The following is a 24971-nucleotide window of genomic DNA, read 5'->3' as shown; positions in this document are numbered from 1 at the left end:
TTCAGGCCTGTTTGTTGCGGGCGCCTTCGAGCGCGCGCTGCATGAGATTCTGGAAAGGCAGGCCTGCGGCAGGGCCGAGGCTACCCGTTTCAGCATCGTCCGCGATGGCATCCAGGGTTTCTGCATCGGCCTCGGCGGTGGCGATATGCTGGATCCCGCCACGGCTGGCCGAGAGCAGGATTTTCTGTCCAGCAAATTCGACAATGGCGAGCTTGCCCGAAGTGCCCATGGGCAGGGTCTCGACCAGTTTAAGGCCGCGCTTTTGCTGCACACCGGTCAGCATCCCGGGCTGATATTTGCGATACAGCCACAGCGCGCCGTAGATCATCGCCGCCATGATCGGCAGCATGATTACCAGCTTGAGAATATAATAGGTCATGATGCGCGCCGCTCGATCTTGCCGCCAGCCGATTGCTGGGTGACGACCTCGGCGACGCGGATGGCGAAACGGCCATCGACATTGATGATTTCGCCCTTGGCGACCAGTGCACCATTGACCTTGATATCGAGCAGCTCGTTGGCCGGACGTCCCAGTTCGACAACCGCGCCTTCTTCCAGATCCATGATCTCGGACAGCGACATCGTGACCTGACCGACTTCGACGGACAGGCGAACCGGAATATCGGCGAGAAACCGGTAGTGGTTGCTGGCCTCGTTATCGAGCCCCTGCACGACATTGGCGGCCACGGCGGCCTGCAGATCGGCTCCGCCCAGCTGGGGCGCTTCTTTCATATCACTCATCGGTTTATCCTTTTTCGATTTGGTCTATGCGGAATGCGGCCATCCCGTTCTGCTCACCCATGCTGCCGCGGGCGAAAATCTTGTCGCCGATCAGCAGGGGTAGGTTGCGGGCAGGAGGAATGGGGATGGTGTCGCCGGCTTTGAGCTGCGCGAGTTCGGGCAGGGTCATTTCCGGCCGGGCCAATACGCTGCGCACCGGCAGGTGGACATTGTTCAGGCTGCTGGCGAGCGCGCGGTCCCAGACCGGATCGCGATCCGCCGCGTCATTGTCCGATTGCACCGGAGTGGCGATTTCCTTGGCCGATTGCGCCATGTCCAGCGGATAGGCAATCTCCACGGTGAAGCGGATCTCCTCGCCATAGACAAGCACCAGGGGCTGGATAATCATCACCGCAGTCGGTGCGGCGGTCTGGGCATCTTCCGGATCGGTGCAGATACCCGCCATCGAGCAGCGAAATGCGCCCTGGGCGGCCCAGCTCTTGCCAAGTTCCTGCGAGAAAATGTCGGCCAGTCGGTGGATCAGCCGTAATTCGGTGCGCGAAAATTCACTGATCTCGCGCGTTGGCCGGGCAATGGCACCGCCGAAAAAGGTATCGACCAGAGCGGCCACCAGATCGGCATCGAGGCGCAATACTGCCGCGCCCTTGACCGGGGCCAGCTGATAAAGGCTGTAGGCACATGGCTCCGCTGCACCGTCAAACCATTCGGCGCTGGTGCTGGAATAGACATCACCGGCCTCTACGATCAGCTTGCCGGCACCCAGCGTTGCCATCGCGGCAGCGAGCGTCTTGCGCATCGGGCGGACGACGCGCTTGAGCATTGGCTGCACGTCGATCTGGGTGCGATCATGGGTGACAAAGCTGTGCTTGACCGGCTTTGTGGTCTTGGCTTTTTCTCTGGTCTTTTTTGCGGCCATGATGGTTGCTGCTTTCCGGAGCTTATTGCACGACGAATTTGGTGAAATAGACTTCATCGACGCCGCCAAAGCCTGTCTTGCCGCGCAGCGTTTCGTTGATCGTTTCCTTCAGCTGGGTTGCCATGGCCTGCTTTCCGGCCTGGGTCTGCAATGCTGCGGAATCGCCCGAGGCAAGCTGCATGACAATGGCCGAACGTATGGCGATGTCATGTTCCTTGATCGCCTCGATTACGCGGTCGTCATATGGTGTCGATATCGCCATTTCCGCCTGGGCAAAGCCGCCACCCAGCAGGTTGGTGGTGAACGCCTTTTCCATCTGGTGGTAAGTGACCTGAAAGTCGCGGGCATCAGGTGTTGCGCCGGGCTTGGCCTCGACATGCGTGCCGTCTTTAAGCACCAGCTTGGGAAGGTCCGGCTTCGCTTCCTGCTGCGGATTCATGCCACCAGCGATGTAAAAGCCACCCGCCGCACTGCCACCACCGACCAGCGCCGTGCCGAGTAGCAGCATGATGATTTTCTTCATCTTGCCGCCCTTTTTCGGCGTCTCTTCGCTATTCTCTTCATCAGCCACGAAATATCTCCAAAGCTATTGATAACGTTGAATTTTTAATGATCAGGCGTAGCGTATCCGACTGTCATTGCCGACGCTGTCCCTGCCAGCTTGCGTTGCGGTCGTGTCACCGGTTGCAGTGCCATAGGGTGGTTGCGGTTGATGCGCGCGACCCTGTTGTGCGGCTTCGCGCTGGGCGTCATCCTGACGCTGTCCGGAGCTGTTTGAGACACCGTCCCCGGCAACCTCGAAGCTGGCGATCTTCTGACCCGACTGGCGCATATCCTGTTCGATGCGGCTCTGCGTCTGGAGAATGATCTGGCGTACTTCCGCATCTTCGGCGGTGAGGCGCACAGTGTCGCCATTATCGCCGGGCATGATTTCGATATTGATGGTGCCCAGTCGCTCCGGTGTTACCTGCAGCGATATGCCCTGCGCGGTTTTGCTGATCATCGCAATCTCACGGGCGATGCGATCGGCAAACTGGCTGTCAAGGGCCACGGGCGTAGTGGCCTGAGGCAAAGGTGCCGGGCTGTTGTCCGCAGGGGTGGCGCCGGTGCCTATAGGCTGCGAGCCAGGCAGGGTGAAAGGTGCAGCAGGCACCGGCGCATGGGGTGTATGGGATGCCACGCTGTTACGCGGGACAGAGAATTCAGCGCCATTATCGGCGGTAATTTCGGATTGCGGCTGCGGTTCCGATTCCGATTGGACCATATCGGGTGTCTGAATGTCCGTTTCGGGGTCGGGTTTGATCAGGATATTGCCGCTCTGCACAGGTGCTTTGGCAGGTGCTGTTGCGGGTGCGGCCGAAACGATGTCCGTCGGCTTGATCCTGCCGCTGCCATCGCGGCTGGTGGTTGGCTGCCGCTGGATGCGGCTGGCATCGCCAGTGATCGGGATAATGACGGGATTGACGCCCTGTGCGGCAACGCTCTGTGTCGCGACGGTCTGCTGGGCAAGGTTCTGTGTGGTTATGGCCGTTGCCGTTGCCAGCGCGGCAGGCTGTGCAATGCTGGGCATTGCGCTGTCGGCCATGACGGCTTTTGCCGGTTTCGCAGCGGTCTCAATAGCGCCGCTTTTGGCGGACGGGGGCATCGCCTCAACCGCTGCGTCGGCATTATCGATGCTGGCCTTGGCTGGACTGTTGTCCAGTTCTGCGCGGTTGTCCTGTGCGGCGGTCGCGGTGCCCCGTTCAGCGATCACTGTCATCAGGTCGATGCGCGTGGGGAGGGGCACGCTCTCGGCGGAACCGATGGCTGATCCGGTTGGCAGAGCGCTGCTGTTGCTGACAACTGGCGCTGGATTGGTGACCGGCAGGAAGGCCATGGCCAGCACGTCTTCCTGCAGCTCGTCACCAATATCCTGCTGCTGGGGAAGGCTTGGCACTTTGCCGCGATTATTGTGGGTTTCATTGGTGATGAGCGCATCGGTTTCGCGTTTGCCGTTCTCTGCGATGGTATCGGCTGTGGCATCATCTGCGACGGTGTCGGTGAATATCCCGTCGATAGAGAAGGGCTTGGCGGCATCGACGCGCAGCGTTTTCGACGGCGCGGCGTCTGGCGCTTTTGCGAGAAAGAGATTTGCAAGTTCCATGCACAAAATTAAGCAGGAACCGTGCCAACTCTTTCAGGTGGCAGGTTTTACGGCACAATGATGGTTAAGAAAGCTTATAGATCACTGTTTGGCGTGCGCCGATGCCGCGGCATCATTGCCTGTTTGCGGATTTCTGCATCCTCGCTTTCGCGTTCTGCCTTCGCCATCAGCTTCTGTGCCGCTTCGCGATCGACACGGGCGGCAGTTCTTTGCCGCTCTGCCTCGGCAAGCTTTTGCCGGGCGGTATCCAGCGCCGTGTGCAGTGCGTCTTCGGCACGCAGCAGCCTTTGGCCCAACTCCATCTGGGCGTGCAGGCTGTGGCCCGTGTCGCAGTCCAGCGTCTCATAGGTCGAGGCGCAGAGCAGGCGCAGCCGGTCGCGGTTGCTGGTCAGTTCGGCCTCGTGATGTTGCGCCACAGCGGCATGCCCCATGGCCACGCGCATCTGTTTTTCGCGGACATCCAGTATCCGCTTGCGACTGGCACGGCGCCCGGTCACGCGATGACCTCATGATCGGGTTGCGCCACCGCGCCGAAACTCCGGGTCAGCGCAGCAACACTGTCCTGCATCGAAACCGCCTCATCCGGTCGCTGGCGGATGAAATCGAGCAGATCCGGGCGCCGTGCCACCGCCTCGTCAATATCGCTGTCGCTGCCGGCGCGATAGGCACCCATTAGCAGCAGGTCGCGATTCTCTTCATAGGCAGACCAGATGCGCCGATAATTGGTCTGCGCCATGCGTTGTTCTTCAGTGATGATGTCATTGGCGACCCGGCTCAGCGATTGCCCGATATCAATGGCAGGGAACACGCCCTGTTCCGACAATGTGCGTGACAGGATGATATGCCCGTCGACAATTGCGCGTGCGGTATCGACAATCGGGTCGTCCATATCACCGCCATCGGCGAGTACGGTATAGAGTGCGGTGATCGAGCCGCCACTGGCATGGTCATTGCCGGCGCGCTCGATCAGCTTCGGGATCAGCGCCAAAGAGGATGGCGGATAGCCTTTCATCGTCGGCGGTTCGCCAAGCGCCAGGCCGATTTCGCGTTGGGCATGGGCGATCCGGGTCAGGCTGTCGATCACCAGCAGCACCCTTTTGCCCTGGCTGCGAAAATATTCGGCGATGGCGGTGGCGCGATGCGCCGCGCGCAAGCGCAAGATCGGGGAATGGTCGGCAGGCACGGCGACGGTGACGATCTTGTCGCGTACCGGTCCGGTCATCCGGGTTGCGACGAAATCGCTGACTTCGCGTCCGCGCTCACCGATCAGGCCAACAACGATGACATCAGCATCGGCATTGTCGAGTATCTGCCCGATCAGCACCGATTTACCAACGCCGGAGCCGGCGGCAATGGCGATGCGCTGGCCATAACCGGCGGTCAGCAGCGCATTGATGGCGCGTACGCCCAGATCGATCGGTTTGGTGACGCCGCTGCGATTGAGCACATTGTCACGCTTGCCCATTAACGGCCAGTGGTCATTGGTGATGATCGGTCCGCGGCGGTCCAGCGGTTCGCCCATAGGGCCGATAACGCGCGACAGCAGCGTATCGCCGACAGCGGCAAGGCTGGACTGCATATTGGGTTCGACGCGCGTACCGTTTTTTAGCGCAGCATCGCTTTCCAGCGGAATCATCATCGCCCGCGATCCGCGGAAACCGGCAATCTCGGCGGTAATTCTGTGGCCATCGGCCGTGCGTAAATTGCCCCCGAAACCAATGGGATAGTTGAATCCGGTCACTTCCAGCATACCGCCATCATGCGCCACCAGCTTGCCGATGGCGCGCGGCCCGGTGCTGATCTGTGCGATACGATCGGTGAATTGGCTCAAAGCCTCTGCCTGGGCAGCAATCATCGGGTCAGCTCCAGCTCGTCAAGCATTGCGGCGAGTTCATCGAGCACCGGCTGGGTGCCCTGTTCGATAAACCCGTCATCATGCGCGATGCGCAGCGTACCCCGCATCATCTGCGGGTCGTCGACCAATGGCAGGCCGATATCGGTCTCGCCTATCAGCACCCGGTCCTCGGGGTGGACGAACAGCTGCGCCTTGCTGAGTTCGCGATGCGCAACCCGGGCCAGGGCTTCGCAGCGCTGACGCAGCAGATCGGCATCGGGCACCGCAAAGCTGGCGGTGCGTTCGAGCAGAGCCGATATGGCGAGGATGATGGCTTCACACAGCTGGTCGGACAGGACCGGTTTCAGCGTGCCGATCGACTCATGCAGCTTTTGTGAGATTTCGGTCAGTTCGGCATTGGCCTGGGCCGAAACCTTCTGCCCTTCGTCAAAGCCGCGCTGATAAGCCTCGTTGATCTGTCGCTGCAAAAGTTGCTGTTCCTGTTCGGCTGCCGACGGGCCGCTATCGGCTTCGCCCATAGCTGCAGTGCCGGCTGGAGAGGGGTTGTTGCCGGGATGAAAGGCATCACCGTCACGGTCCGACCAGATAGGCTGAAAATTATGCGGTTCGACACGCCATTGCCGGAAGCCGTCATCGGCCTGGCCTTCAGACATAATTGCCACCTCCGCGATCGATCAGAATATCGCCCTTGTCGGCCAGCTTCTTGGCCGCAGCGGCGATTGCCTTTTGCGCCGCCTTGACCTCGTCCATCGCCAGCGGACCCGATTCTTCCATTTCGTCGTTGAGCGACTGTGCCGCGCGGGTCGACATAGAGCCGAGTATGCGTTCGCGCAGTGTATCATCGGCACCTTTGAGTGCCGGGACCAGCAGGCTGTTATCGACCGAGCGGACGACGGTACCGATGCTCTTGATATCGAGCACGGCGAGGTCGGCAAAGGTGAACATCTCGTCCTCGATTGCGCTGGCCAGAATGCGGTCGCGCTTTGCCAGTGCCTTGAGCAGCCGCTGGCTGTCCTTCTTGTCGAGACCGTTCATGATTGCTGCGATATCCGAGGAATCATTGCTCTTGGTGGCTGTGGGTTTGCCGCTGCCGGGCGACTGGAAGCTGGTGAGCAGATCCTCGATCATGTCGATCGCGTCCTGACTGACTTCACCCAGAGTTGCTAGGCGATAGACAATCTCATCACGCTTTTCCTCGGGCAGCAGGCCCAGAACCTCTGCGGCATTGTCGGTACGCACGAAAGACAGCACCAGCGCCGCCACCTGTGGTGGCTCTTCCCTGACCATCGCGGCAATATCGCCGGGCTCCATCCATTTCAGCGGCTTGAGCGTGTCGACAGCCGTCACCGGAGCGATGCGGCTGATCATGGTTTCTGCCTGCTGCTCGCCAAAGGCGCGCTTCAGGACGCCTTCAATATGGCTGTCCGCCTTATATCCCACTGTGGTGCGGTGGCGGGCGCGTTCGATGAACAGGTCAAGCACATTGTTGATATCCTCGCCGCCGACATTGGCAACGCTGTACATGATGTCGCTGATATGGCGGACTTCGTCCGGTTCCAGTTCGGCGATCACATCGGCCGCTGCATCTTCCGAAAACAGCAGCATCAATATTGCCGCCGCCTGCGGATCGCTGATGCCCGGTTCGAGGGCTGCCTCTTCCTGGGCTTCATTGTCGATTGCGCTGGCTGCTTCAGACATTGGCTGCATCCTTTGCTGCTGTGTCGCTACGCAGCAGGTCGCGGACCACCAGAGCGGCATGTTCCGGGTTCTGCTTGACGAAATTCTGGATCAGCAGTGCGCGTTCCTGATAGCTTTGCGCTGCGGTAATCATATCGATGGTCACCGGTTCGGCCTGTGGCTGGCTTGCCAGCTGTGCCGCAGGCGCAGCGCCGAGCATCGGCGCGGGTGCAGTTGCTGCGACGTCGGGCGACGCGCCCTCCTCACCCTTGGCCTTGTCCTTGCCGCCAAAAATGCCGGCCTTGCGCAGCAGCGGACGGCCAATGCCGAAGATCAGAACCAGTGCAACCAGCAGCGCGGAGAGATTGCGCGCCAATATCGATACCCATCCGGCTTCATACCAGGGCGTCTCGATCTCGGCGATGTCCATGAAGTCACGTGTCGATACCGCAACCTGGTCGCCCCGCGCCTGATCAAAACCGATAGCGCCTTTGACCAGGTTCTCGATCTCGGCAAGGTCTTCCTGTGCCAGCGTCTTACCGTCCGGACCGCGTACGGCGACCGCAACCGACAGGCGGGTCACCTGACCGACCGCATCGCGTGTCACCGATACCTGGCGACCAAGTTCGAAGCTGCGGGTCACCTGTTCTTCGCGCCGATTACTGCCCACGGCGGCAGCGCCTTCTTCCGCAGGCGGATCGATGGTTTCGCCCAGTTCTCCATCGGCCGGCGGTTCTTCGGCAATGGCACCGGGGATGCCGACCGGGGTGACGGCGCCTTCATCGGTGGTCAGGCTGCGCTGTTCGCTGCGGACACGGGCTTCATCGGCGGGGAAAGTTTCGCTGGTGGCCTGGCGCTGGGTGAAATCGACTTCTGCCGAAACCTCGGCGACAAAATTGTCGGCACCCACCATCGGGGTCAGCAACGCAGCAAGCGAACGGCGATAGCGTTCCTCGATCCGTTCGCGCACTTTGAGCTGGTGCTCGGTCTCCGAAAAGGCACTGTCCTCGCCGTCGGAAGAGAGGAGCCTGCCATTCTGGTCGACCAGCGAGACATTTTCTGCAGTCAGTCCGGCGACAGAACTGGCAACCAGATGGGTGATGGCCTTGACCTGGGGCTGGCCGAGACTGCTGCCGGGGACAAGCTGCAGCACCACAGAGGCAGCCGGCGTGCGGCGGTCGCGGATAAAGATGCTGGGCGGTTCGACCGCGAGATGGACCCGCGCCGATAGAACTGAGTCAATCGCCTCGATGCTCCGCGCCAGATCGAGTTCGCGCGCAGTACGCAGCTTCTCGCCTTCAACGGCACGGCTGGCACCCATTGGCATGCTCGAGACGATACTGTCGCCATCGGGCGCGCTGCGCGGCAGTCCCTGAGCGGCGAGCCGCATCTTGGCGGTATGATAATCATCCTCGGATACGGTCAAAGCGCCGGTGGAGTCATCAATCTGGTACATGATGTTCGACGATTCCAGCGCTGCTGCGACCGCGGCCTTGTCATTTTCGGGCAGTCCGCGGAACAGGTCGCGCTGCGGCGGTTCGCGCAGCGCCAGCCAGGCAAATGCGGCAAGACCGAGCACGCCGATAATACCGATAAGCGGCAATGAGCGGGCGATGGCGGGCTGCGCTCTCAAGGCGTTGATCCGGTCGAGAAATGAACCGGACCCCAGGCCTGGGCTGCCGCGCAGCGGCGTACCGGCCTGCGGCGATGTCACTGCAAGGGCGGATGTGTCTCCGGCTTCACCGCCGGCGGGAATGATCTGGTTGGCCATGATAGATTACACCGGCATGTTCATAATGTCTTGATAGGCGGAGAGCAGCTTGTTGCGGACCTGCATTGTCGCCTCGAAGCCGACCGACGCTTTCTGTTTGGCCAGCATTACTGCAGCGATGTCCGTGGTCTCGCCCATTTCATAGGCGGTCGCTGCGGCGGCGGATTCCTGTTGCAGCGCATTGACGCTCTGCACCGCTTCCTGCATCGCGCCGACAAAGTCCGGGCCTTTTTCCGTCCCGCTCTTGGTCTCTGCGACCTTGTCCGTGTCATTGGTGACATTCTGGATTGCCTTGTTCTGCTGGATAATCGCATTGCGGGCGCTCATCAGGCTGTTGACGCTGTTCATGGCTCAACTCCTCACGCGGCTTCGGCCAATTCGCGCATATCCGCGAGGCGATAGCGCAATGTACGCTCGGAAATGCCGAGCATCCGGGCCGTAGCGCGGCGGTTGCCGTCATTTTCATCCAGCGCAGAGCGGATGGCGGCGAATTCGGCTTCGCGCGACAGGCTCTGAAGATCACGGCCCTGAACAATACGCCGGCCGGTGCTGGGCACAGGGTCATGGCGCGGAGCGGTCGCCGGTTTTGCGCTTTCCAGCTGCAGATCGGCGCTGCGCAGCCGCTTGCCGGTACGCAGGATCAGTGCCCGTTGCAGCATGTTGTTGAGCTCACGGGCATTTCCGGGGAAATCATGCTCGGCGAGCGCGCGCAACGCATTGGGGGTGGGCCAGGCAAAGCTGTCGCTCTTGGCCTGCATTTTGAGCAGCATGGCTGCGGCGATGGCGCGGATATCCTGACGGCGCTCACGCAACGGTTTGAGCGCAATCGGCACCACATTCAGACGCCAGTACAGATCTTCGCGGAAACGGCCTTCGGTGACCTCAGCCTCGAAATCGCGATTGGCGGCGGCGATGATGCGGACATCGATGCTGACAGGCCTGGTTTCGCCCACCGGCAGCACTTCGCCTTCCTGCAGCGCGCGCAGCAGCTTGGCCTGAAGCGGCAATGGCAGTTCGGTAATCTCGTCGAGGAACAGGCTGCCGCCATCGGCAGCGCGGAACAGGCCTTCGGCCTCGGTGCTCGCGCCGGTAAAGGCGCCGCGCTTGTGGCCGAACAAAATTGCTTCGACCATCGTTTCGGGCAGCGCAGCGCAGTTGACGGCGACAAAGGGCTTGTCAGCGCGCGGGCTGTTGTCGTGGATGAAGCGTGCCATGCCTTCCTTGCCGGTGCCGGTTTCGCCCTGGATCAGGGTGCTGGCATCGGTCATGGCAACACGATCGGCGAACATCATGGTTTCCGCGCTTGATGGCTCACCAACGGCCGGTCCTTCCTGCCGAATGGCTTCTGCGATCAGCGCATGGGCAAAGGCCATGTCGTTCATGCCGAAACGGATGCGCATCGGCATGCCCTTGGCAGGCTGGATCAGTTCGGCCTCACCATCGCACAGCTCGACAATGATGTCGCGATGGGTGGCTTCGCCGATTTCTGCGGCTGTCAATATGTGTACCGGCCAATCCTTGCGTGGTCCCCTGCTGTTTTCGGCGCAATTTTCGGCACTGATCGGTTCGAGCCAGGCTCCGCGCAGCCAATCGGTCAAAGTCGGCAGCATTTCGCGAACAGCTTCACTCACCACACATTGCTTTTTCATATTATTTCCCCGTCACATGTTTCCGACAAATACCTTTCGCTGTTCCCGCAGCGTCCGGCGTCGTGCTCCTCTTGGTCGACGGAAATGGTTAAGCAAGTCATGTGCCATTTTAACAGATTCGAGGATTATCTATATTTATGAATGGCTTGACATCAATTCCGATTGGTGTGATGGATAAGGGGTCTTCATTCCCCTACCGAAACGACAATAAATTGACGCCGGTTTATTGACGTTTTCGTCAGTTTTTTGACGCTTATCGCCCGGAACGTCATTTTTCCGTCGTTTCGGCGGGAGTGATTTCTTCGCTTAATCCTGTTTTGCGATCACCGTTACAGCTTTCATGGTCGCCCGAGCATTTCCTCTGGCTGCCGCAACTGAAAGGAATGAACCATGACTGTTATCGGGACAAATGTCTCTGCGATGCGGGCGGCCAACGCGTCCTCGCGCGCCGATATGGGTCTGCAGCAGGCGATCGAACGTCTTTCGACCGGTCAGCGCATCAACAGCGCTGCCGACGATGCGGCGGGCAATGCTGTTGCCACCCGGATGACCTCGGAAATCCGTGGCCTCAACATGGCGATGCGCAATGCCAATGACGGCATCTCGCTGGCCCAGACCGCAGAAGGCGGTATGAATGAAGTCACCAACATGCTGCAGCGTATGCGCGAACTGGCTGTCCAGTCCGCCAACGGTACGCTGTCTGGCGGTGACCGTACCAACCTCCAGGCCGAAGTTACCGCGCTGATCGGGCAGATTGGCGATGTTGCCTCGCGCACCGACTTTAACGGTGTTGGCCTGCTCGATGGCTCCAATGCCAGCGTCACCATTCAGACAGGATCGGGTGCCAGTGAGACCGTGGCCGTTTCCCTGGGTGATATGCGTGCCGCTACGCTTGGTGTTGCTACTGTCGATATCAGCACAGCCGGTGGTGCCAACACCGCTCTGACTGCGCTCGATACCGCTCTGAACACCGTGACCACGGCCCAGGCCAACCTTGGTGCGTCGCAAAACCGTCTGGAGACCACGGTGAGCAACATCACCGACCGCGTCACCAATCTGACGGAATCGCGCTCGCGCATTCAGGATGCGGATTTCTCGGCTGAATCAACCCAGCTGGCGAAATACCAGATCCTGAACCAGGCCTCGACTGCAATGCTGGCCCAGGCAAACCAGAGCCAGCAGGGCGTTCTCAGCCTGATCCGGTAACGGTGAACCTTATTTCATGACCGGGTCGTTCCCCGCAGGAGACATCCTGTGATCCGGTCATGATGCTGGGACAGGCCTTTTCTCTGGTCTGTATGGTCTGTCCTCCCCAACCAATGTGGCCGGGTCGGAATGTGTTTCCCCATAGGCATTCCGATCCGGCCCATTTTGTCTGGACTATCCCGCCCATGACACAACTGCCCACAGGCGCTTTGCCAGATGGTTCGCCGGAAAGCGGATCTGCCTTGCCGTCCTGGCTGTGGCGAATGGCTGTGATCGCACTGCTGATTTTCGGGCCACTGGCGATAACCGATGCCGCGCGATCGGAAGACAAAGCTTCCGGCGCCAGGGCGGTCAGCCAGGTGCGGATTACCAAGGGAATGCGCACAGGCAAGATCGGTGAGGTGAGCGGTTCGGCGATAATCGAGCAACGCCATGTGTGGCGACACAGGCTGGAACGTCCATGCCCCGGTCGTGGCAAAGCCGGTCAGCCCCAGCCTGGGGCAAAGCGCTGTGTCATGATCATTATCGATAATTACTGAAAGATCAGGCTGTCAGCGCGCATGCGCGGCCAGCCGTTTGCGCAGCGTATCGAGTGCGGCCTTTTTGATCTGGCACACCCGCGCCGCCGTGATGTCGAGAATCTTGCCGATTTCATCGAGATTCAGCTCTTCGATATAGTGCAGTTGCAGGATCATCTGCTCGCGTTCCTTGAGCTGACCGATATGCGCCGATAGCAAGGCACGCAACTGGTCTTTTTCGATGCGGACATCGATGCTTTCCTCCTCATCGGCGAACCACATGCTGTGCTCGGAATAGACTTCGTCCATCGACTCGATCTGCATCTGCTGCGCCTTGTCGGCACGGTCGCGATAGGTGGCGCTGTCCAGGCCCATGGCTTCGGCCATTTCCGCCTCGGTCGGCGCACGGCCCAGCTCCTGGGACAGTTTCTCCTCGGTGGCACGCATTGCCTTGCGCATATTCAGTGCCGACCGGCACAAATTGCTCGAGGCGCGCAAATGATCGATCAATGCGCCGCGAATACGGGTGCCGGCATAGGTCGAAAAATTATGCCCCATATCCTCATAGCGGTTGGCTGCTTCGACCAGCGCCACCATGCCGATCTGGATCAGATCCTCGATATCGATGGCCCCGGGTGCCATGCTGTGCACATGCCAGGCAATCTTCCGTACCAGCGGCAGATTCTGCTCAACCAGTTCACCCGGAGAGACTTGCTTCGGCTTGCGACCATACAGCGATGACTGTGGGGATTCATACATTTACGGGCTCCGTTCAAAGCTGCCTGAATTCGTGGCTTTCGGCCTTGGGACCGGGGTTGGGCAGGCTGCCCTGCTGGCTGCTGCCGATGGTAGCGATGACCTCCACCGGCTTCTCATCAGGCAGCTCGCGGAAGGACAGCACCGGGGTGTCGGGGAAACGCGGTCGCAGCAGATTGGCCAGCGGCTTGCGCGCGGCAGGCGAGGTGACCAGCGCATGGTTGCGCTGTTCCAGCATCAAGGGCCGGCTGGCCTCTTCGAGCGCCGAGAGAATGCGTTGGGCGAGGCCAGGCTCGATCGGATAGGCGGCGTCGCCGCTGACCTTGAGTGACTGCGCCAGTAATGTCTCCAGCTCGGCGTCGAGGGTAACCACCGGCAGTGGCATGCTGACCGGTACCAGCGACTGGATGATGATCGAACCGATGCGCGCGCGCACCCTCTCGGTAATGGTGGCGACATCGGTGGTACCATCGGATGCGGCCTCGACCATCGCCGAGCAGATACGGCGGAAATCGCGCAGCGGCACGCCTTCGCGCAGCAATTCGCAGCACACGGCCGAGATGATGAACAGCGACAGCGGCTGTGGCGTCAGGCCGTCGACCAGCTCGGGTGCGCTTTCCTGTAGCGTGTCGAGCAACTTTTTCGCTTCGTCCATACCGAATAGCTGGGCCGCATGCTGGCGGATCATGTGGTTGAGATGTGTCGCCATGACGGTCGAGGCATCGACCACCGTATAGCCGCGAACGATGGCATCGGCACGCTTGTCGGGACTGATCCACACCGCGTCCATGCCGAAGGTCGGATCCTTGCAGACACGGCCTTCCATGGTGCCGTCGGTCTCGCCGCTGTCGAGCGCCAGCATGTCCTCCGGCCAGATCTCGTCTTCGGCAATGACCGCACCGCCCATGGTGATGCGATAGCCATTGGGCTCGAGATTCATGTCATCCTTGATCCGCACCAGCGGGATGACGAACCCAAGCTCGCGCGAAATCTGCTTGCGGATGCCGGTGACGCGCTTGATCAGCGGCGCTTCCTTGCGTTCGTCTACCAACGGGGTCAGCGCATAGCCGACCTCGATGCCCAGCATCGCGTCATTGGAGACATCTTCCCAGTGGATGATATTGGGGTTGGGCGGGGCGACAGGTTCAGCGGATGCGTCATCATCCTGTCGCGGCCTTGCGCAATACCAGGCGAAGAACCCGGCCAGTGCCGCCGCCGGCAATATGATCGGCGAGGGCATACCGGGCAATATGCCCAGCACCGACAGGATCGCCGCCACCGGCAACCATGCCCGTGACAGGCTGAATTGCGAGGTAATCTGACCCTGCAGGTTCATCGGCGATGATACGCGGGTGACGATGGCCGCGGCGGCAATCGAAAGCAGCAGGGCAGGGACCTGCGCCACCAGCGCATCGCCAATGGCCAGCATGGTATAGGTCGAGGCGGCATCGGTGATGTCGAGGCCATGGCTGGCAATGCCGAGAATGATACCGCCGATGATGTTGATCGCCAGGATGAGGACCCCGGCAACGGCATCGCCTTTCACAAATTTCGAGGCACCGTCCATCGAGCCGTAAAAATCGGCTTCGGTGGCGACATCGGCACGACGCTGTTTGGCCTCTTCTGGGGAAATCAGTCCGGCGTTGAGATCAGCATCAATCGCCATCTGCTTGCCCGGCAATGCATCGAGTGTGAAGCGCGCCGATACCTCGGAGACCCGGCCTGCGCCTTTGGTGATCACCACCAGATTGATGATCATCAGGATCGCAAAGACGAACAGACCGACAATATAGTCGCCGCCGATCAGGAAGCTGCCAAAGGCTTCTATAACCTGACCGGCGGCGTCACCGCCTTCATGCCCGCTGACCAGAACAACACGGGTGGAGGCGACATTCAGGCCCAGTCTCAGAAGGGTGGCAAAGAGCAGGACCGTGGGGAAACTTGAAAAATCAAGCGGCTTGGTGGCGTTCAGCGCCACCATCAACACCGCCAGCGAAATCATGATGTTGGTGATGAAACCGACATCGAGAATGAATGCCGGAACCGGCAGCACCAGGAAGATAACAAGCAACAGCGTGGCAAAGGGCAGCAATGCGCCACCCAGGCCGCCGGCAATATCCTTGGATGAGAAATTCTTGAGGGGCATTAGCTGTCGGTTCCCATCGAAGCCAGGCGCATATAGGCGAGGCGGGCATGTTCATTGGCGCTGCGGCTCGCAGCTTCAGGCGTGTTCATATTGTGGCTGTCGGGCGCGCGGCGGCTGGCGATCCGGACATAATCGGCAGGCTGGACATAGCGTGCGGCCGCAACGGGACGCTTGTTGCCCGCTGGCATGATGTTGCCGCCCGGCGGCAAGGCGTTGCCGTTACCCAGCTTGGCGGCAAAGCGCTCGCGGATCTCGTCAAAGCTGCGCGCTTTGCCATTGTCGGCATAGAATATCGGCCGGTTGGCAGCGGCAGCCTTGGGGAAATGTTCTGCCGCCGCTGCACCGGGATTGGCGGCATGCTGTTTGAGGAATTTGTGTGCACCGGCAGGACCGAGGAAATGCGCGAGGTAAAGGTCGACGGGCGCCATTTCGCGGCCCAGCTTGCCTTCGAGATAATCGCGATTGTCGGCGGCGAATTCGCCGGCCATCAGTGCAGCAACTTCGGGGTTGGTGCGGAGCGCGAAAATCTGCGCCTTGCTGTTGCTATCGCTGACGCTGAGCCTGCCCTTGCCGTCGCGGTGAATGGCATCCGCAGCCCAGCCCAGGCCGTGCTTCTGGCCATGTTTCTCGACGACATCGAGCCAGCTCTGGTCGATAAACTGGTACAGCCCTGTGGCTGAAGAAGTACGTGCCCTGGCGTTGGGGTTCATGCCGCTTTCGATGCGGGCCTGGTTCATCAGATAGCCGAAATCGACACCGGTACGGCGCGCAGACTGGGCAATGGCGCGTGTGACGCGATTTACCCCCTGGCTCTGTACTGTATCGACTTGTGACGGCACCGGCCTGTCTCCACTCTGCTGTTCACCAGCGAATAAGCAAGTGGCGTGCCAGTTTTACATTGCATGACAATGTTTTGCGCTGTCTTGAATACAAGCGACCGGCCCTCTGCCTGATGCAGAGGCCGGTCGATTAAAACTCTGGAATATCAAATTTTTATGATGCGTCGGCTGCAGCGGCCAGCGCAGGCTCAGGCCTCTACGATCCGTGCAGCGGGGCGCGAATAGGTCTGGCTCTTGATCTTGTCCTGATCGTGCAACATTTCGAGCCGTCGGCGCGTCTGCTGCTGCAAAAGGGTGATGCGGTAGCTGGCGGCATCGGCCAGTTTTTCGAGCCGGTCGAAATCGGCTCTGATGTCCTGGTTGGCATAGATGGCACCGCTGGCACCAAGCTGTTCCACCGCTGCCGTCAGCGACTGGACAGCGGTCTCGATTGCCTGCGCATCATGCGCGTCCAGCGCTTCTATCAGCGCCAGCTGTGCCTGTTCGAGACCATGGGCGGGGGAGGACATGTGCTTATGCCTCAGTCTTTCGGCATCAGATCGAGTTCGATCATCTTTTCTGCCAGTTTCTCGGTATCGATGACATAGCTGCCATCGGCAATCGCGTTGCGGATGCTTTCGATACGCGCTTCATCAATGGGCGCGCCCTGGTCGGCGATACCATGCGAAGCAATCTGGCTGACTGCGCTTTCGCCATCGCGCGATACGGCGCGGGTGGCGGCGGTTGCCGAGACAGGCTGATTATCGCCGCGTACCTTGGAGGGCGTCACGGACTGAAGATTGGAACCTACCAGCTTCATAACAATTCACCTTACACTATGCCGTTTCTTGATACCTATCCGGAGTAACGGCACAATCCGGACGCTATTAAGCAATTATTTGCAATTTCTTAACGGGCCATCACGGTTGCCTCGCCCATATCAGTGACACGGGCCATAATGGGTTTGTCACGCCGGTCGGCACGGACGGGAATAAGTTCACCGATTTTGCCATTGCGGTCTGCAACCATCATTCGCGACAGTGAAAATCCGGGCCGCGAGATGGTCAGCCTGACCGGTTCACCCCTACGGATAGCGACCTCGCTATTGCCGGAATAGTAGCGTGACTGCGTTGCAGACGCTGTCGTCACAGGCTGTATCCTACTATTTTGTGCGCTGATATTGATCGGCACACGGATACGCCAGCCCAGTGATTCACAGCGGACAACTGCGCTGTCCATCATGCCGTTACTGACCTTCGGGGTCTCCGGGCATTGCGCCAGTTTCAAGCGGTGATCTATTGCGGCGCGGGCACCGCCGGGCTCGCCAATTTCGCTACCGAGTTTGGCTGCAACCAATGCGTCCAGAATCCTGGTATCCTGAAACTGCTTGGCCATTGCCGGAGCAGATAGCGCCATGGCAATGACTATGGTCGACGCTGCTATACTGGTCTTTCGCACTGTCATTGTGACACCTTTGCAATTTGCATTTGTTTACGGCAATGAGTGCAGCAATAACTGTGCCAACTCCCCAGGTGTCTATTTGTTCCGGTTTGGAAACGAACTGATGGTAACAGTTTCGTCCTCTTCGTCCATTATAGCCTCTGACCGCGTCACTTTTATGGCAGCGGTCTCGAGCTTCTCCTCGGCTATGCCATGGCGGTGCAAGGCGTGCAGAATAGACGCCATGCGCGCCGATGCCATCTCCCAGCCATTCAATCTGCCGCTGCTGCTGCCGGCCTGTTCTGCCGGGACATGTACCCTTACATTATCGTCACCGAGACGCGGAGCGAGTTCGGCCATTTCCTGCTGACCACCGGGTGACAGCCTGGCGTCATCCGGAGCAAACAGCTCTTCGAGAGCAAAGTGGAATTGCCTGGCATTCGTCTCGTCGCCTGCGAACGCCGCTGACTCGACCTGCCGCAGATTGACCTGCGCGACAAGTGCCGTGGCGCCGACCATGATCAACGCCAGGTCCAGAAAGCTGGTCATGCTGTGCCTTTTGTGGCGCATTATCCGGCGCTCTTCGGGGCTTTGGCTATATCGGGGGCCCGATCGAGACCGTTCTTCTTGGCTGAGGCATTATGGTTGGAAAGGTCGAGAACGACTCCGCGTTGCCCGAGATACCGCTCTGCCAGCTGCAGGAAGCGTGCTGTCACATCATCGTGCCACATATTTTGCTGTGCCGCATAGAGCTCGGCCCGGCGGGCAATCGGTCCGGCCACGACATGCGCCAGTAACAGCCCGTACAGGCTGGTCAGCAGGCAGATCGCCATGGCCTCGCCAATGGCATCGGCGCTTTCAATACCATCGAACATCCATATCAGGCCGACAACGGTGCCGATCATGCCGATGGCCGGTGCGGCCTCGGCGATATCGCTCCAAAAGCCGATAGCGGCGTCATGTCTGCGCTGCAGCTGTGTGCGATGGCGCGATACGGCCTCCGCAAAACTGGCTCGATCAGGAGCATTGGCCAGCATCTCCGCCAGCGTCGCGACAAAGGGTATATCGGCGATGATCCGGTCGGCATGCCAGGGACCGTTTTCCGTCACCTTCTGTTCGACACGAAGCAAGGCCAGCCGAGCGCGCTCGGCTTGATTGCCTGTATTGCCGGCCCAGAGCCGCGGTACGATGTGGATGGCGTGATAAATGGCTGCCGCGCCATTCTGTACCAGCGCTATCATCGCGCTGGTTGCAATCACCAACAGCAGTGAGAGTGGATCAAAGAACATCAGAAACACGCCCGGCACGGTTTTCTCCCTCGTCTGGAACCCCCGGCATGCACCACGGCAAATTCTTGCCGCCACCCCGGCAAAGCCTTGCCGAAACCCTGGAATGGCCTCTGCATACACAGCTGCGAAGTCCGTATAAACAAATGATATAAAACGTTTTTAACTATGTGGCACACCAATTGCTTTGAAAGGGACGACACAATCCGCTCACAGCCTGTAACGGCGATTTGGTGGCGGAGTTAAGCAAAGGAGTTTGCCATGGGTGCAGACAGGATTTTCGGAGTGCACGGCGCAGCGCTGCAGCTGAGATCGCAGCGCCTGGGCGTCCTTGCATCCAATATCGCCAATGCCGCGACGCCGAATTACAAGGCGCGCGATCTCGATTTCGATCGCGCCATGCAAATGGTGCAGCAGGGTGAAGATACCCGGCAGGCCATGAGCGAAACCATGGGCTATCGCATCCCGCTTCAGACCTCGATGGATGGCAACACCGTCGAACTGTCGACCGAGCAGACATTGTTTGCCGAAAATGCGGTGCAGTACAGCACCACCCTCTCATTTCTTGAAGCGCGGGTGAACTCGATCACCCGTGCGCTCAAGGGAGAATGACCATGCCGATGAATATCTTTGACATTAGCGGTCGGGCCATGTCGGCGCAGATGACGCGGATGAACACCACCGCGTCCAATCTCGCCAATGCGCGTACGACCTATTCCAGCGAGGCCGAGGCCTATCGTGCGCTGAAACCGGTATTTCGCGCGACTGAGGATGAAAATGGCATGGCTACCGTCGACGTCGACCGGGTGGTCCAGTCCGATACCCAGCCGACCCGGCGCTATGACCCGAATAACCCCATTGCCGATGCTGACGGCTATGTCTGGGAAGCCGGAGTCGACGAGGCCGCCGAACTGATCGACATGATGGAAACGGCGCGTCAGTATCAGAACAACGTTCAGGTGCTGCAGACCGCCAAGTCGCTGATCCTCGATACGGTGAGGATGGGCAAATGACCTCGATAAACAACGCACTTCCCAGCGGGCTGACCCGCGCACAGCCAGTGAACGCAACCGGCGGCGAGACGCTTGACCAGGCGGCTTTTCTGAAGCTGATGACGGCGCAGCTGCGCTATCAGGACCCGTTCGATCCGGTGGATAACCAGGCGATGGTGGCGCAGATGGCACAATTCTCGTCGGTGGCCGGAATTGCCGAGATGAATGTCTCGCTGCAGCAGATCGCCAATTCCTTCAACTCCATCGGCATGGCCGATGCAGCCCAGTTTATCGGTCGTTCGGCGCTGGTGCCGGGTGACATGGCGGCTATGGACCCCGAAGGCGTCTATGCCGGCGAGATTGTGATGGCCGGTCCGGTCGACGAACTGACCGTCGAACTGGTCGATGGCGCAGGCAATGTCGTGCACGCCGAGACAATGCGCAACGTCCCCGCCGGGGCCATGCCATTCCGCTTCGAGAGCGGGAGAGAGGATGGCAAACCGGTCGATTCCGGGCCGCTCAAGGTGCGCGTCGGTGGTGGCTATGCGTCACAGATTTCAACCTGGCTTCCGGTTTCGGCGGTGGCGGCATCGGGCGACAGCAATGGCGCTGCGCTGATCACGCCGATTGGCCAGATTCCCGCAAACCAGGCCCAGAGAATAGGCTGAACATTCATATCTCAGGATTTTTTAGAAGGAGAGTATCATGTCTTTCGTAACGTCACTTAGCGGCCTGAAAGCGGCCCAGACCGACCTGTCGGTGATTTCGAACAATATCGCCAACAGCAACTCCAATGGCTTCAAGAAAAGCCGCGCCATATTTGGTGATGTCTTTGCCGCATCGCCGACCCAGACCACGACCAAGCTGACCGGACAGGGTGTCCGTCTCAACGGCGTTAGCCAGCAATTCACCCAGGGCACGCTGCAGACAACCGATCGTACGCTCGATCTGGCCATTGCCGGTGACGGTTTCTTCACCGTGCGCAGCGACGCCGCCAACGCGACCACAACCTATACCCGTAACGGCGCGTTCGCCGTGAACACCGATCGCGTCGTTGTCGATACGCTGGGCAACAAGGTGCAGCTGCTGCCGGTCGATGCGACCGGACAGGTAACCGGTACCACCAATGCCGATCTCAGCGATTTCATGCTGCCTGAAGCCGACCCTGCCGACCCGACATCGTTGCTGGCGAATATCAGCATCGGTAATGATGGTGTCGTCACCGCGACCTTCGCCAATGGCAACCAGCAGCGTCTGGGTGCCCTGGCGCTGGCCAGCTTCCCGGCAGTCGAAGGCTTGCGACCGGTCGGAGACGCCCAGTGGCAGGCAACCGGAGATTCGGGTGTCGCGACCTTCGACCAGGCGGGCGAGGGCTCGCTGGGCAGCATCCGTTCGGGTTCGCTCGAAACCGCCAATATCGACATCACCGAAGAGCTGGTGTCGCTGATTTCGGCACAGCGAAACTTCCAGGCCAATGCCCAGGCGATCGAAACCGCCAACACGCTGACGCAGACGATCATCAACCTGCAGATCTAATCCGGTTGATCCGGTGATCTGCGCCCCATGTGCTGACAACAACGCGCTGACAATCGCGCCTTAGGAGATGCGATAATGGACAAGATGGTACGCACCAACCTGCGGGCTATGCAGGGTATCATGAACCGGCAGACGGTGATTGCCAACAATATGGCGAACGCCAGCACCACCGGTTTCCGTGGCGAGATTGTCAACGCGCAGGCGCTTTATATCAACGGCGATGGTCTTGACAGTCGCGCCACGGTCAAGGAAGAAGTGCTCGCCGCCGATATGAATCCGGGGCCGATAAAGACCACCGGTCGTCCGCTCGATATCGCCATGCAGGGCGACGCGCTGCTCGCGGTGCAGGCGCCCGATGGTGCCGAAGCCTATACCCGTCGCGGTGATTTGCAGCTTACCGAAAGCGGTCTGGTAACCACCGGCGATGGTTTCCCGGTGCTTGGCCGGAGTGGGCCATTGACGCTGCCGCCCGCGGATCAGCTGCGCATTGCCGATGATGGCGGCGTGTGGATCGTACCCCCAGGTGGTGATCCGCTGCAGCCGCAACAGGTCGACCAGCTGAAAATCGCCAGTCCCAAGGGCAGCGAGATCGTCAAATTTACGGACACGCTGTTCCATGTGCCTGACGATGGTGTGCTGCCGGCTGATCCCGATGCCCGGCTGGTCACTGGCGCGCTGGAGGGATCCAATGTCAACATGACGCAGGCGCTGGTCGACATGATCGAAACCAGCCGCGCCTGGGAGGCGCAGGTCAAGCTGATGACCTCGGCGCAGGAGCTCGATGAATCCGGTGCCCGCATCATGCAGATGCCCAACTGACCGGCACATGGCCGACCTATCACAGGAGATTGAACGATGAGTAATTCCGCCCTTCAGGTCGCCCGCACCGGGCTCGACGCACAGAATACCCGGATGCGGGTGATCGCCAACAACCTGGCCAATGTGAACACCACGGGTTTCAAGCGTGACCGGGCGCAGTTCCAGACGCTTGCCTATCAGCAGATCGTGCAGAAAGGGGCGCAGTCGGACCAGATCAACCAATATGCCGTTGGTCTGTCACTGGGCACCGGTGTCGAAGTCGCCGGCACCGCACGCATCGAGACCCAGGGATCGCTGCAGAATACCGGCAATGCGCTCGATCTGGCGATTGAAGGTGCCGGCTATTTTCAGCTGCAAATGCCCGATGGCACCATCGGTTTCACCCGCGCCGGCAATTTCAGCCTGACGCAGCAGGGCCAGATCGTAAACTCCGAAGGCCTGCCGCTCTTCCCCCAGATCCAGGTGCCGCAGGGCGTTACCGGCATCACCATCGGCAATGACGGCATCGTCTCGGCCACGCTTGCCGGACAGGCCGAGCCGAGCGAGCTGGGCCGCATCGAGATCGCCAATTTCGTCAACAATGCCGGACTGCAGCCACTTGGCAACAACCTGCTGCAGCAGACCGCAGCCAGCGGCCCGCCGCTGGTCGGCGCTGCCGGTATCGAAGGCCGTGGCGTGCTGCGCCAGGGCGCGCTTGAGGGCTCCAATGTCAATATCGTCGAGGAGCTGGTCGACATGATCGAGACCCAGCGTGCCTATGAGGTCAATTCGAAGATGATCTCGGCAACCGACGAGATGCTGCAGTTCGCCAACCAGAATATGTAATCCGCTTGAAACAGGAACCAGAAGCCATGCCCGTTAAGACACGCCTTTTCCCCAGAGCAGCCCTGCTCGCACCGCTGGCATTTTTGAGTGCCTGTATGGGAGGCGGTGAAGTCAGGCCCAGCCCGGCCTTTGCCCCGACTTTGCCGCCTCCTGTAGCGGTCGCCACGAACAATGGTGCAATCTTCCAGGCCAGTAACGGTTATGCCGCGCTGACCAGCGGGGCCAGGGCGGCACAGGTCGGCGATGTGCTGACCATCGCCCTGGTCGAGCGCACCCAGGCTGCCAAGTCGAACAGTGCTACCACTGATCGCAGCGGTGGTTTTGGCCTTAATCCGCCGACGACCGGTCCGTTAAGCCTTTTTGATCCGAGTGATGCCAGCGCCAGTGGCAATCTGACGTTCAATGGCGCGGGCAGCGCGGCGCAATCCAACTCGTTACAGGGACAGATAAGCGTGACCATAGCCGCCGTATATCCCAATGGCACCATGCTGGTGCAGGGCGAGAAGCTGATGCGGCTGAATCGTGGTGACGAGTTCGTCCAGTTCAGCGGCATTGTCCGTTCGGTGGATATCGGTCCGGAAAATATCGTGCCGTCGACCCGGGTTGCCAATGCCCGCATCAACTATAGCGGCGCCGGAGAGATCGCACAGGCGAGCCGTCAGGGCTGGCTGCAGCGCTTCTTCTCGGCGATCAGCCCGTTCTGAGCAGGGTGAGAATATCATGTACTTTTCCCGTTATTCCCGGCCGATCATCCGTTCGCTATGGCTGGTCCTGGCTGTGGTTTTCAGCTTTACCTCCAGCCCGGCACAGGCTGAGCGGATCAAGGATCTCGGCAGTTTTCAGGGACTGCGTGTCAACCAGCTCACCGGCTACGGCATTGTTGTCGGCCTTGCCGGCACCGGTGATGACAATCTGGAATATGCCACGCTCGGCGTGCGCGGCGTGGCCAATCGCTTTGGACTGGCGCTGCCGCCCGGCCTGAACCCGGCGACGCGCAACGCTGCAGCGGTGATGATCACCGCAGAACTCCCGGCTTTTGCAAAGCCCGGGCAACGCATCGATGTTACCGTCTCCGCACTTGGCCAGGCGCGTTCGCTGCGCGGCGGCACTTTGGTGCTGGCACCGCTGATCGGTGCCGATGGCCAGATCTACGCCATGGCCCAGGGCAACCTTGCCGTTGGCGGTCTGGGCGTTCAGGGCCGTGACGGCTCCACCACCACGGTCAATATCCCTTCGGTTGGTCGCATTGCCAGCGGTGCCACTGTCGAGCGTTCCGTCGCGACCGGATTTGAAAACTCCCCCTTTCTGTCGTTCAATCTCGACAGTGCCGACCTGACCACCGCGATGCGCGTTGCCGATGCCATCAATGCTGAATTCGGTGATGGCATGGCGCGCGCCGAAGATGCGGTGTCGATCCGCATTGCGGCGCCGCAGAGCCAGCCGCAGCGGGTAATGATGATGAGCACCATCGAAAATATTCCTGTGACCCCGGCTGAAGCGGCGGCACGGGTGATCGTCAATGCCCGCACCGGCACTGTCGTGATTAACGGTGCGGTTCGGATCAGCCCGGCCGCCGTCAGCCATGGCACGCTCACCGTACGGGTCGATGAGGCACCGACTGTGGTCCAGCCCGAACCGTTCAGCCGCGGTCGTACCGCGGTTGAGGAGAACAGCCAGATCGCTATTGACGAGCCACTGGCCAGCACCTCCATTGCGCGCGGCGCATCGCTGGCGGAGATTGTCGAATCGATCAACGCGCTCGGTGCCGCACCCAGCGACATTGTGGCGATACTCGAAGCGCTGAAACAGGCGGGCGCACTGACAGCCGAACTGGTGATCATATGACCGATATGCCCTCCCGCATTGCCGCTGCCGGC

The 24971-nt window shown here is 60.2% G+C and carries 30 protein-coding genes; 10 read left to right on the top strand and 20 right to left on the bottom strand.

The genetic code is table 11. From position 1 onward, the window contains the following. Nucleotide 1: 1 nt before the first annotated feature. The 12 genes from AAFX04_10560 to AAFX04_10505 all read right to left on the bottom strand — a co-directional run bounded on the left by AAFX04_10560 (nt 2) and on the right by AAFX04_10505 (nt 10752). The gene (locus AAFX04_10560; GenBank protein MEO1045871.1) at nt 2–379 is read right to left on the bottom strand and encodes a flagellar biosynthetic protein FliO; all 378 of its coding nucleotides are present in this window, start codon (nt 377–379) and stop codon (nt 2–4) included. Next, a complete protein-coding gene (fliN, locus tag AAFX04_10555; protein MEO1045870.1) occupies nt 376–741 on the bottom strand; it encodes a flagellar motor switch protein FliN in 366 nt (121 codons plus the stop codon). The genes AAFX04_10560 and fliN overlap by 4 nt, the downstream gene beginning before the upstream one ends. Before the next feature lie 4 nt (nt 742–745). Then, nucleotides 746–1657: a FliM/FliN family flagellar motor switch protein gene (locus tag AAFX04_10550; GenBank protein MEO1045869.1), complete on the bottom strand. Its 912-nt coding sequence runs from the start codon at nt 1655–1657 to the stop codon at nt 746–748. A 22-nt stretch (nt 1658–1679) separates the two neighbouring features. Beyond that, a complete protein-coding gene (locus tag AAFX04_10545) occupies nt 1680–2228 on the bottom strand; it encodes a flagellar basal body-associated FliL family protein (GenBank protein MEO1045868.1) in 549 nt (182 codons plus the stop codon). A 42-nt stretch (nt 2229–2270) separates the two neighbouring features. Continuing rightward, entirely contained in the window at nt 2271–3800 is a 1530-nt protein-coding gene (locus AAFX04_10540; GenBank protein ID MEO1045867.1) for a flagellar hook-length control protein FliK, read from the bottom strand. Nucleotides 3801–3874: 74 nt separating this feature from the next. After that, nucleotides 3875–4297 carry a hypothetical protein gene (locus AAFX04_10535; protein ID MEO1045866.1) on the bottom strand — a complete coding sequence of 141 codons (423 nt, stop codon included), beginning with the start codon at nt 4295–4297 and terminating at the stop codon, nt 3875–3877. Next, a complete protein-coding gene (locus AAFX04_10530) occupies nt 4294–5655 on the bottom strand; it encodes a FliI/YscN family ATPase (GenBank protein ID MEO1045865.1) in 1362 nt (453 codons plus the stop codon). Before AAFX04_10530 ends, AAFX04_10535 begins: the two co-directional genes overlap by 4 nt. Continuing rightward, nucleotides 5652–6308 (bottom strand): hypothetical protein, encoded by a 657-nt coding sequence (locus tag AAFX04_10525; GenBank protein MEO1045864.1) that lies wholly within the window; start codon nt 6306–6308, stop codon nt 5652–5654. Before AAFX04_10525 ends, AAFX04_10530 begins: the two co-directional genes overlap by 4 nt. Beyond that, complete coding sequence (locus tag AAFX04_10520; GenBank protein MEO1045863.1) at nt 6301–7353, bottom strand: FliG C-terminal domain-containing protein; 1053 nt, start codon at nt 7351–7353, stop codon at nt 6301–6303. Before AAFX04_10520 ends, AAFX04_10525 begins: the two co-directional genes overlap by 8 nt. Next, on the bottom strand, nt 7346–9103 hold the full coding sequence (gene fliF / locus AAFX04_10515; GenBank protein MEO1045862.1) for a flagellar basal-body MS-ring/collar protein FliF: 1758 nt from the start codon (nt 9101–9103) through the stop codon (nt 7346–7348). Before fliF ends, AAFX04_10520 begins: the two co-directional genes overlap by 8 nt. A gap of 6 nt (nt 9104–9109) precedes the next feature. After that, complete coding sequence (fliE, locus tag AAFX04_10510; GenBank protein MEO1045861.1) at nt 9110–9451, bottom strand: flagellar hook-basal body complex protein FliE; 342 nt, start codon at nt 9449–9451, stop codon at nt 9110–9112. A gap of 11 nt (nt 9452–9462) precedes the next feature. Beyond that, on the bottom strand, nt 9463–10752 hold the full coding sequence (locus AAFX04_10505) for a sigma 54-interacting transcriptional regulator (GenBank protein ID MEO1045860.1): 1290 nt from the start codon (nt 10750–10752) through the stop codon (nt 9463–9465). Nucleotides 10753–11142: 390 nt separating this feature from the next. Here AAFX04_10505 and AAFX04_10500 point away from each other — a divergent pair, with 390 nt between their 5' ends. Both AAFX04_10500 and AAFX04_10495 read left to right on the top strand, forming a co-directional pair. Beyond that, nucleotides 11143–11958, top strand: coding sequence for a flagellin (locus tag AAFX04_10500; protein ID MEO1045859.1), 816 nt, complete (start codon nt 11143–11145; stop codon nt 11956–11958). Between the two features lie 263 nt (nt 11959–12221). Beyond that, nucleotides 12222–12497 (top strand): hypothetical protein, encoded by a 276-nt coding sequence (locus AAFX04_10495; GenBank protein ID MEO1045858.1) that lies wholly within the window; start codon nt 12222–12224, stop codon nt 12495–12497. A gap of 12 nt (nt 12498–12509) precedes the next feature. Here AAFX04_10495 and fliA read toward each other — a convergent pair whose 3' ends face one another. The 8 genes from fliA to AAFX04_10455 all read right to left on the bottom strand — a co-directional run bounded on the left by fliA (nt 12510) and on the right by AAFX04_10455 (nt 18943). Next, nucleotides 12510–13235 carry an RNA polymerase sigma factor FliA gene (gene fliA, locus AAFX04_10490; protein MEO1045857.1) on the bottom strand — a complete coding sequence of 242 codons (726 nt, stop codon included), beginning with the start codon at nt 13233–13235 and terminating at the stop codon, nt 12510–12512. A gap of 13 nt (nt 13236–13248) precedes the next feature. Further along, nucleotides 13249–15378, bottom strand: a complete 2130-nt coding sequence (gene flhA, locus AAFX04_10485; protein MEO1045856.1) for a flagellar biosynthesis protein FlhA — start codon at nt 15376–15378, stop codon at nt 13249–13251. Beyond that, on the bottom strand, nt 15378–16217 hold the full coding sequence (locus AAFX04_10480; protein ID MEO1045855.1) for a lytic transglycosylase domain-containing protein: 840 nt from the start codon (nt 16215–16217) through the stop codon (nt 15378–15380). Before AAFX04_10480 ends, flhA begins: the two co-directional genes overlap by 1 nt. Before the next feature lie 188 nt (nt 16218–16405). Next, a complete protein-coding gene (locus tag AAFX04_10475) occupies nt 16406–16726 on the bottom strand; it encodes a hypothetical protein (protein ID MEO1045854.1) in 321 nt (106 codons plus the stop codon). 11 nt (nt 16727–16737) lie between these two features. After that, nucleotides 16738–17016, bottom strand: a complete 279-nt coding sequence (flgM, locus tag AAFX04_10470; GenBank protein MEO1045853.1) for a flagellar biosynthesis anti-sigma factor FlgM — start codon at nt 17014–17016, stop codon at nt 16738–16740. Nucleotides 17017–17105: 89 nt separating this feature from the next. Further along, the gene (locus tag AAFX04_10465) at nt 17106–17660 is read right to left on the bottom strand and encodes a flagella basal body P-ring formation protein FlgA (protein MEO1045852.1); all 555 of its coding nucleotides are present in this window, start codon (nt 17658–17660) and stop codon (nt 17106–17108) included. A gap of 72 nt (nt 17661–17732) precedes the next feature. Then, nucleotides 17733–18185 (bottom strand): hypothetical protein, encoded by a 453-nt coding sequence (locus AAFX04_10460; protein ID MEO1045851.1) that lies wholly within the window; start codon nt 18183–18185, stop codon nt 17733–17735. A gap of 20 nt (nt 18186–18205) precedes the next feature. Beyond that, the gene (locus AAFX04_10455; GenBank protein MEO1045850.1) at nt 18206–18943 is read right to left on the bottom strand and encodes a MotA/TolQ/ExbB proton channel family protein; all 738 of its coding nucleotides are present in this window, start codon (nt 18941–18943) and stop codon (nt 18206–18208) included. A gap of 240 nt (nt 18944–19183) precedes the next feature. On the opposite strand from AAFX04_10455, the gene flgB reads away from it, so the two are divergent. The 8 genes from flgB (at nt 19184) to AAFX04_10415 (ending at nt 24939) form a co-directional block, all read left to right on the top strand. Further along, nucleotides 19184–19534, top strand: coding sequence for a flagellar basal body rod protein FlgB (gene flgB / locus AAFX04_10450; protein MEO1045849.1), 351 nt, complete (start codon nt 19184–19186; stop codon nt 19532–19534). Continuing rightward, the gene (flgC, locus tag AAFX04_10445) at nt 19531–19935 is read left to right on the top strand and encodes a flagellar basal body rod protein FlgC (GenBank protein ID MEO1045848.1); all 405 of its coding nucleotides are present in this window, start codon (nt 19531–19533) and stop codon (nt 19933–19935) included. The genes flgB and flgC overlap by 4 nt, the downstream gene beginning before the upstream one ends. After that, nucleotides 19932–20582 (top strand): flagellar hook capping FlgD N-terminal domain-containing protein, encoded by a 651-nt coding sequence (locus AAFX04_10440; protein ID MEO1045847.1) that lies wholly within the window; start codon nt 19932–19934, stop codon nt 20580–20582. The genes flgC and AAFX04_10440 overlap by 4 nt, the downstream gene beginning before the upstream one ends. A 37-nt stretch (nt 20583–20619) precedes the next feature. Continuing rightward, the gene (locus AAFX04_10435; GenBank protein ID MEO1045846.1) at nt 20620–21450 is read left to right on the top strand and encodes a flagellar hook-basal body complex protein; all 831 of its coding nucleotides are present in this window, start codon (nt 20620–20622) and stop codon (nt 21448–21450) included. 75 nt (nt 21451–21525) lie between these two features. Continuing rightward, nucleotides 21526–22269 carry a flagellar basal body rod protein FlgF gene (locus AAFX04_10430; GenBank protein MEO1045845.1) on the top strand — a complete coding sequence of 248 codons (744 nt, stop codon included), beginning with the start codon at nt 21526–21528 and terminating at the stop codon, nt 22267–22269. Nucleotides 22270–22305: 36 nt separating this feature from the next. Beyond that, complete coding sequence (gene flgG / locus AAFX04_10425) at nt 22306–23094, top strand: flagellar basal-body rod protein FlgG (protein ID MEO1045844.1); 789 nt, start codon at nt 22306–22308, stop codon at nt 23092–23094. Nucleotides 23095–23120: 26 nt separating this feature from the next. Beyond that, a complete protein-coding gene (locus AAFX04_10420; GenBank protein ID MEO1045843.1) occupies nt 23121–23798 on the top strand; it encodes a flagellar basal body L-ring protein FlgH in 678 nt (225 codons plus the stop codon). Between the two features lie 16 nt (nt 23799–23814). Next, on the top strand, nt 23815–24939 hold the full coding sequence (locus AAFX04_10415) for a flagellar basal body P-ring protein FlgI (protein MEO1045842.1): 1125 nt from the start codon (nt 23815–23817) through the stop codon (nt 24937–24939). Nucleotides 24940–24971 lie beyond the last annotated feature (32 nt).

This window comes from Pseudomonadota bacterium (assembly GCA_039818985.1).
GTDB lineage: Bacteria > Pseudomonadota > Alphaproteobacteria > Sphingomonadales > Sphingomonadaceae > Alterisphingorhabdus.
Note: the sequence above shows the minus strand (reverse complement) of the source record. Positions and strands in the feature narration are given on the sequence as shown.

Coding starts and splice junctions, on each gene's coding strand:
- AAFX04_10560 (MEO1045871.1), bottom strand. CDS start 379: ATGACCTATTATATTCTCAAGCTGGTAATCATGCTGCCGATCATGGCG.
- fliN (MEO1045870.1), bottom strand. CDS start 741: ATGAGTGATATGAAAGAAGCGCCCCAGCTGGGCGGAGCCGATCTGCAG.
- AAFX04_10550 (MEO1045869.1), bottom strand. CDS start 1,657: ATGGCCGCAAAAAAGACCAGAGAAAAAGCCAAGACCACAAAGCCGGTC.
- AAFX04_10540 (MEO1045867.1), bottom strand. CDS start 3,800: ATGGAACTTGCAAATCTCTTTCTCGCAAAAGCGCCAGACGCCGCGCCG.
- AAFX04_10530 (MEO1045865.1), bottom strand. CDS start 5,655: ATGATTGCTGCCCAGGCAGAGGCTTTGAGCCAATTCACCGATCGTATC.
- AAFX04_10525 (MEO1045864.1), bottom strand. CDS start 6,308: ATGTCTGAAGGCCAGGCCGATGACGGCTTCCGGCAATGGCGTGTCGAA.
- AAFX04_10520 (MEO1045863.1), bottom strand. CDS start 7,353: ATGTCTGAAGCAGCCAGCGCAATCGACAATGAAGCCCAGGAAGAGGCA.
- fliF (MEO1045862.1), bottom strand. CDS start 9,103: ATGGCCAACCAGATCATTCCCGCCGGCGGTGAAGCCGGAGACACATCC.
- fliE (MEO1045861.1), bottom strand. CDS start 9,451: ATGAACAGCGTCAACAGCCTGATGAGCGCCCGCAATGCGATTATCCAG.
- AAFX04_10505 (MEO1045860.1), bottom strand. CDS start 10,752: ATGAAAAAGCAATGTGTGGTGAGTGAAGCTGTTCGCGAAATGCTGCCG.
- AAFX04_10500 (MEO1045859.1), top strand. CDS start 11,143: ATGACTGTTATCGGGACAAATGTCTCTGCGATGCGGGCGGCCAACGCG.
- AAFX04_10495 (MEO1045858.1), top strand. CDS start 12,222: ATGGCTGTGATCGCACTGCTGATTTTCGGGCCACTGGCGATAACCGAT.
- fliA (MEO1045857.1), bottom strand. CDS start 13,235: ATGTATGAATCCCCACAGTCATCGCTGTATGGTCGCAAGCCGAAGCAA.
- flhA (MEO1045856.1), bottom strand. CDS start 15,378: ATGCCCCTCAAGAATTTCTCATCCAAGGATATTGCCGGCGGCCTGGGT.
- AAFX04_10475 (MEO1045854.1), bottom strand. CDS start 16,726: ATGTCCTCCCCCGCCCATGGTCTCGAACAGGCACAGCTGGCGCTGATA.
- flgM (MEO1045853.1), bottom strand. CDS start 17,016: ATGAAGCTGGTAGGTTCCAATCTTCAGTCCGTGACGCCCTCCAAGGTA.
- AAFX04_10465 (MEO1045852.1), bottom strand. CDS start 17,660: ATGACAGTGCGAAAGACCAGTATAGCAGCGTCGACCATAGTCATTGCC.
- AAFX04_10460 (MEO1045851.1), bottom strand. CDS start 18,185: ATGACCAGCTTTCTGGACCTGGCGTTGATCATGGTCGGCGCCACGGCA.
- flgB (MEO1045849.1), top strand. CDS start 19,184: ATGGGTGCAGACAGGATTTTCGGAGTGCACGGCGCAGCGCTGCAGCTG.
- flgC (MEO1045848.1), top strand. CDS start 19,531: ATGACCATGCCGATGAATATCTTTGACATTAGCGGTCGGGCCATGTCG.
- AAFX04_10440 (MEO1045847.1), top strand. CDS start 19,932: ATGACCTCGATAAACAACGCACTTCCCAGCGGGCTGACCCGCGCACAG.
- AAFX04_10435 (MEO1045846.1), top strand. CDS start 20,620: ATGTCTTTCGTAACGTCACTTAGCGGCCTGAAAGCGGCCCAGACCGAC.
- AAFX04_10430 (MEO1045845.1), top strand. CDS start 21,526: ATGGACAAGATGGTACGCACCAACCTGCGGGCTATGCAGGGTATCATG.
- flgG (MEO1045844.1), top strand. CDS start 22,306: ATGAGTAATTCCGCCCTTCAGGTCGCCCGCACCGGGCTCGACGCACAG.
- AAFX04_10420 (MEO1045843.1), top strand. CDS start 23,121: ATGCCCGTTAAGACACGCCTTTTCCCCAGAGCAGCCCTGCTCGCACCG.
- AAFX04_10415 (MEO1045842.1), top strand. CDS start 23,815: ATGTACTTTTCCCGTTATTCCCGGCCGATCATCCGTTCGCTATGGCTG.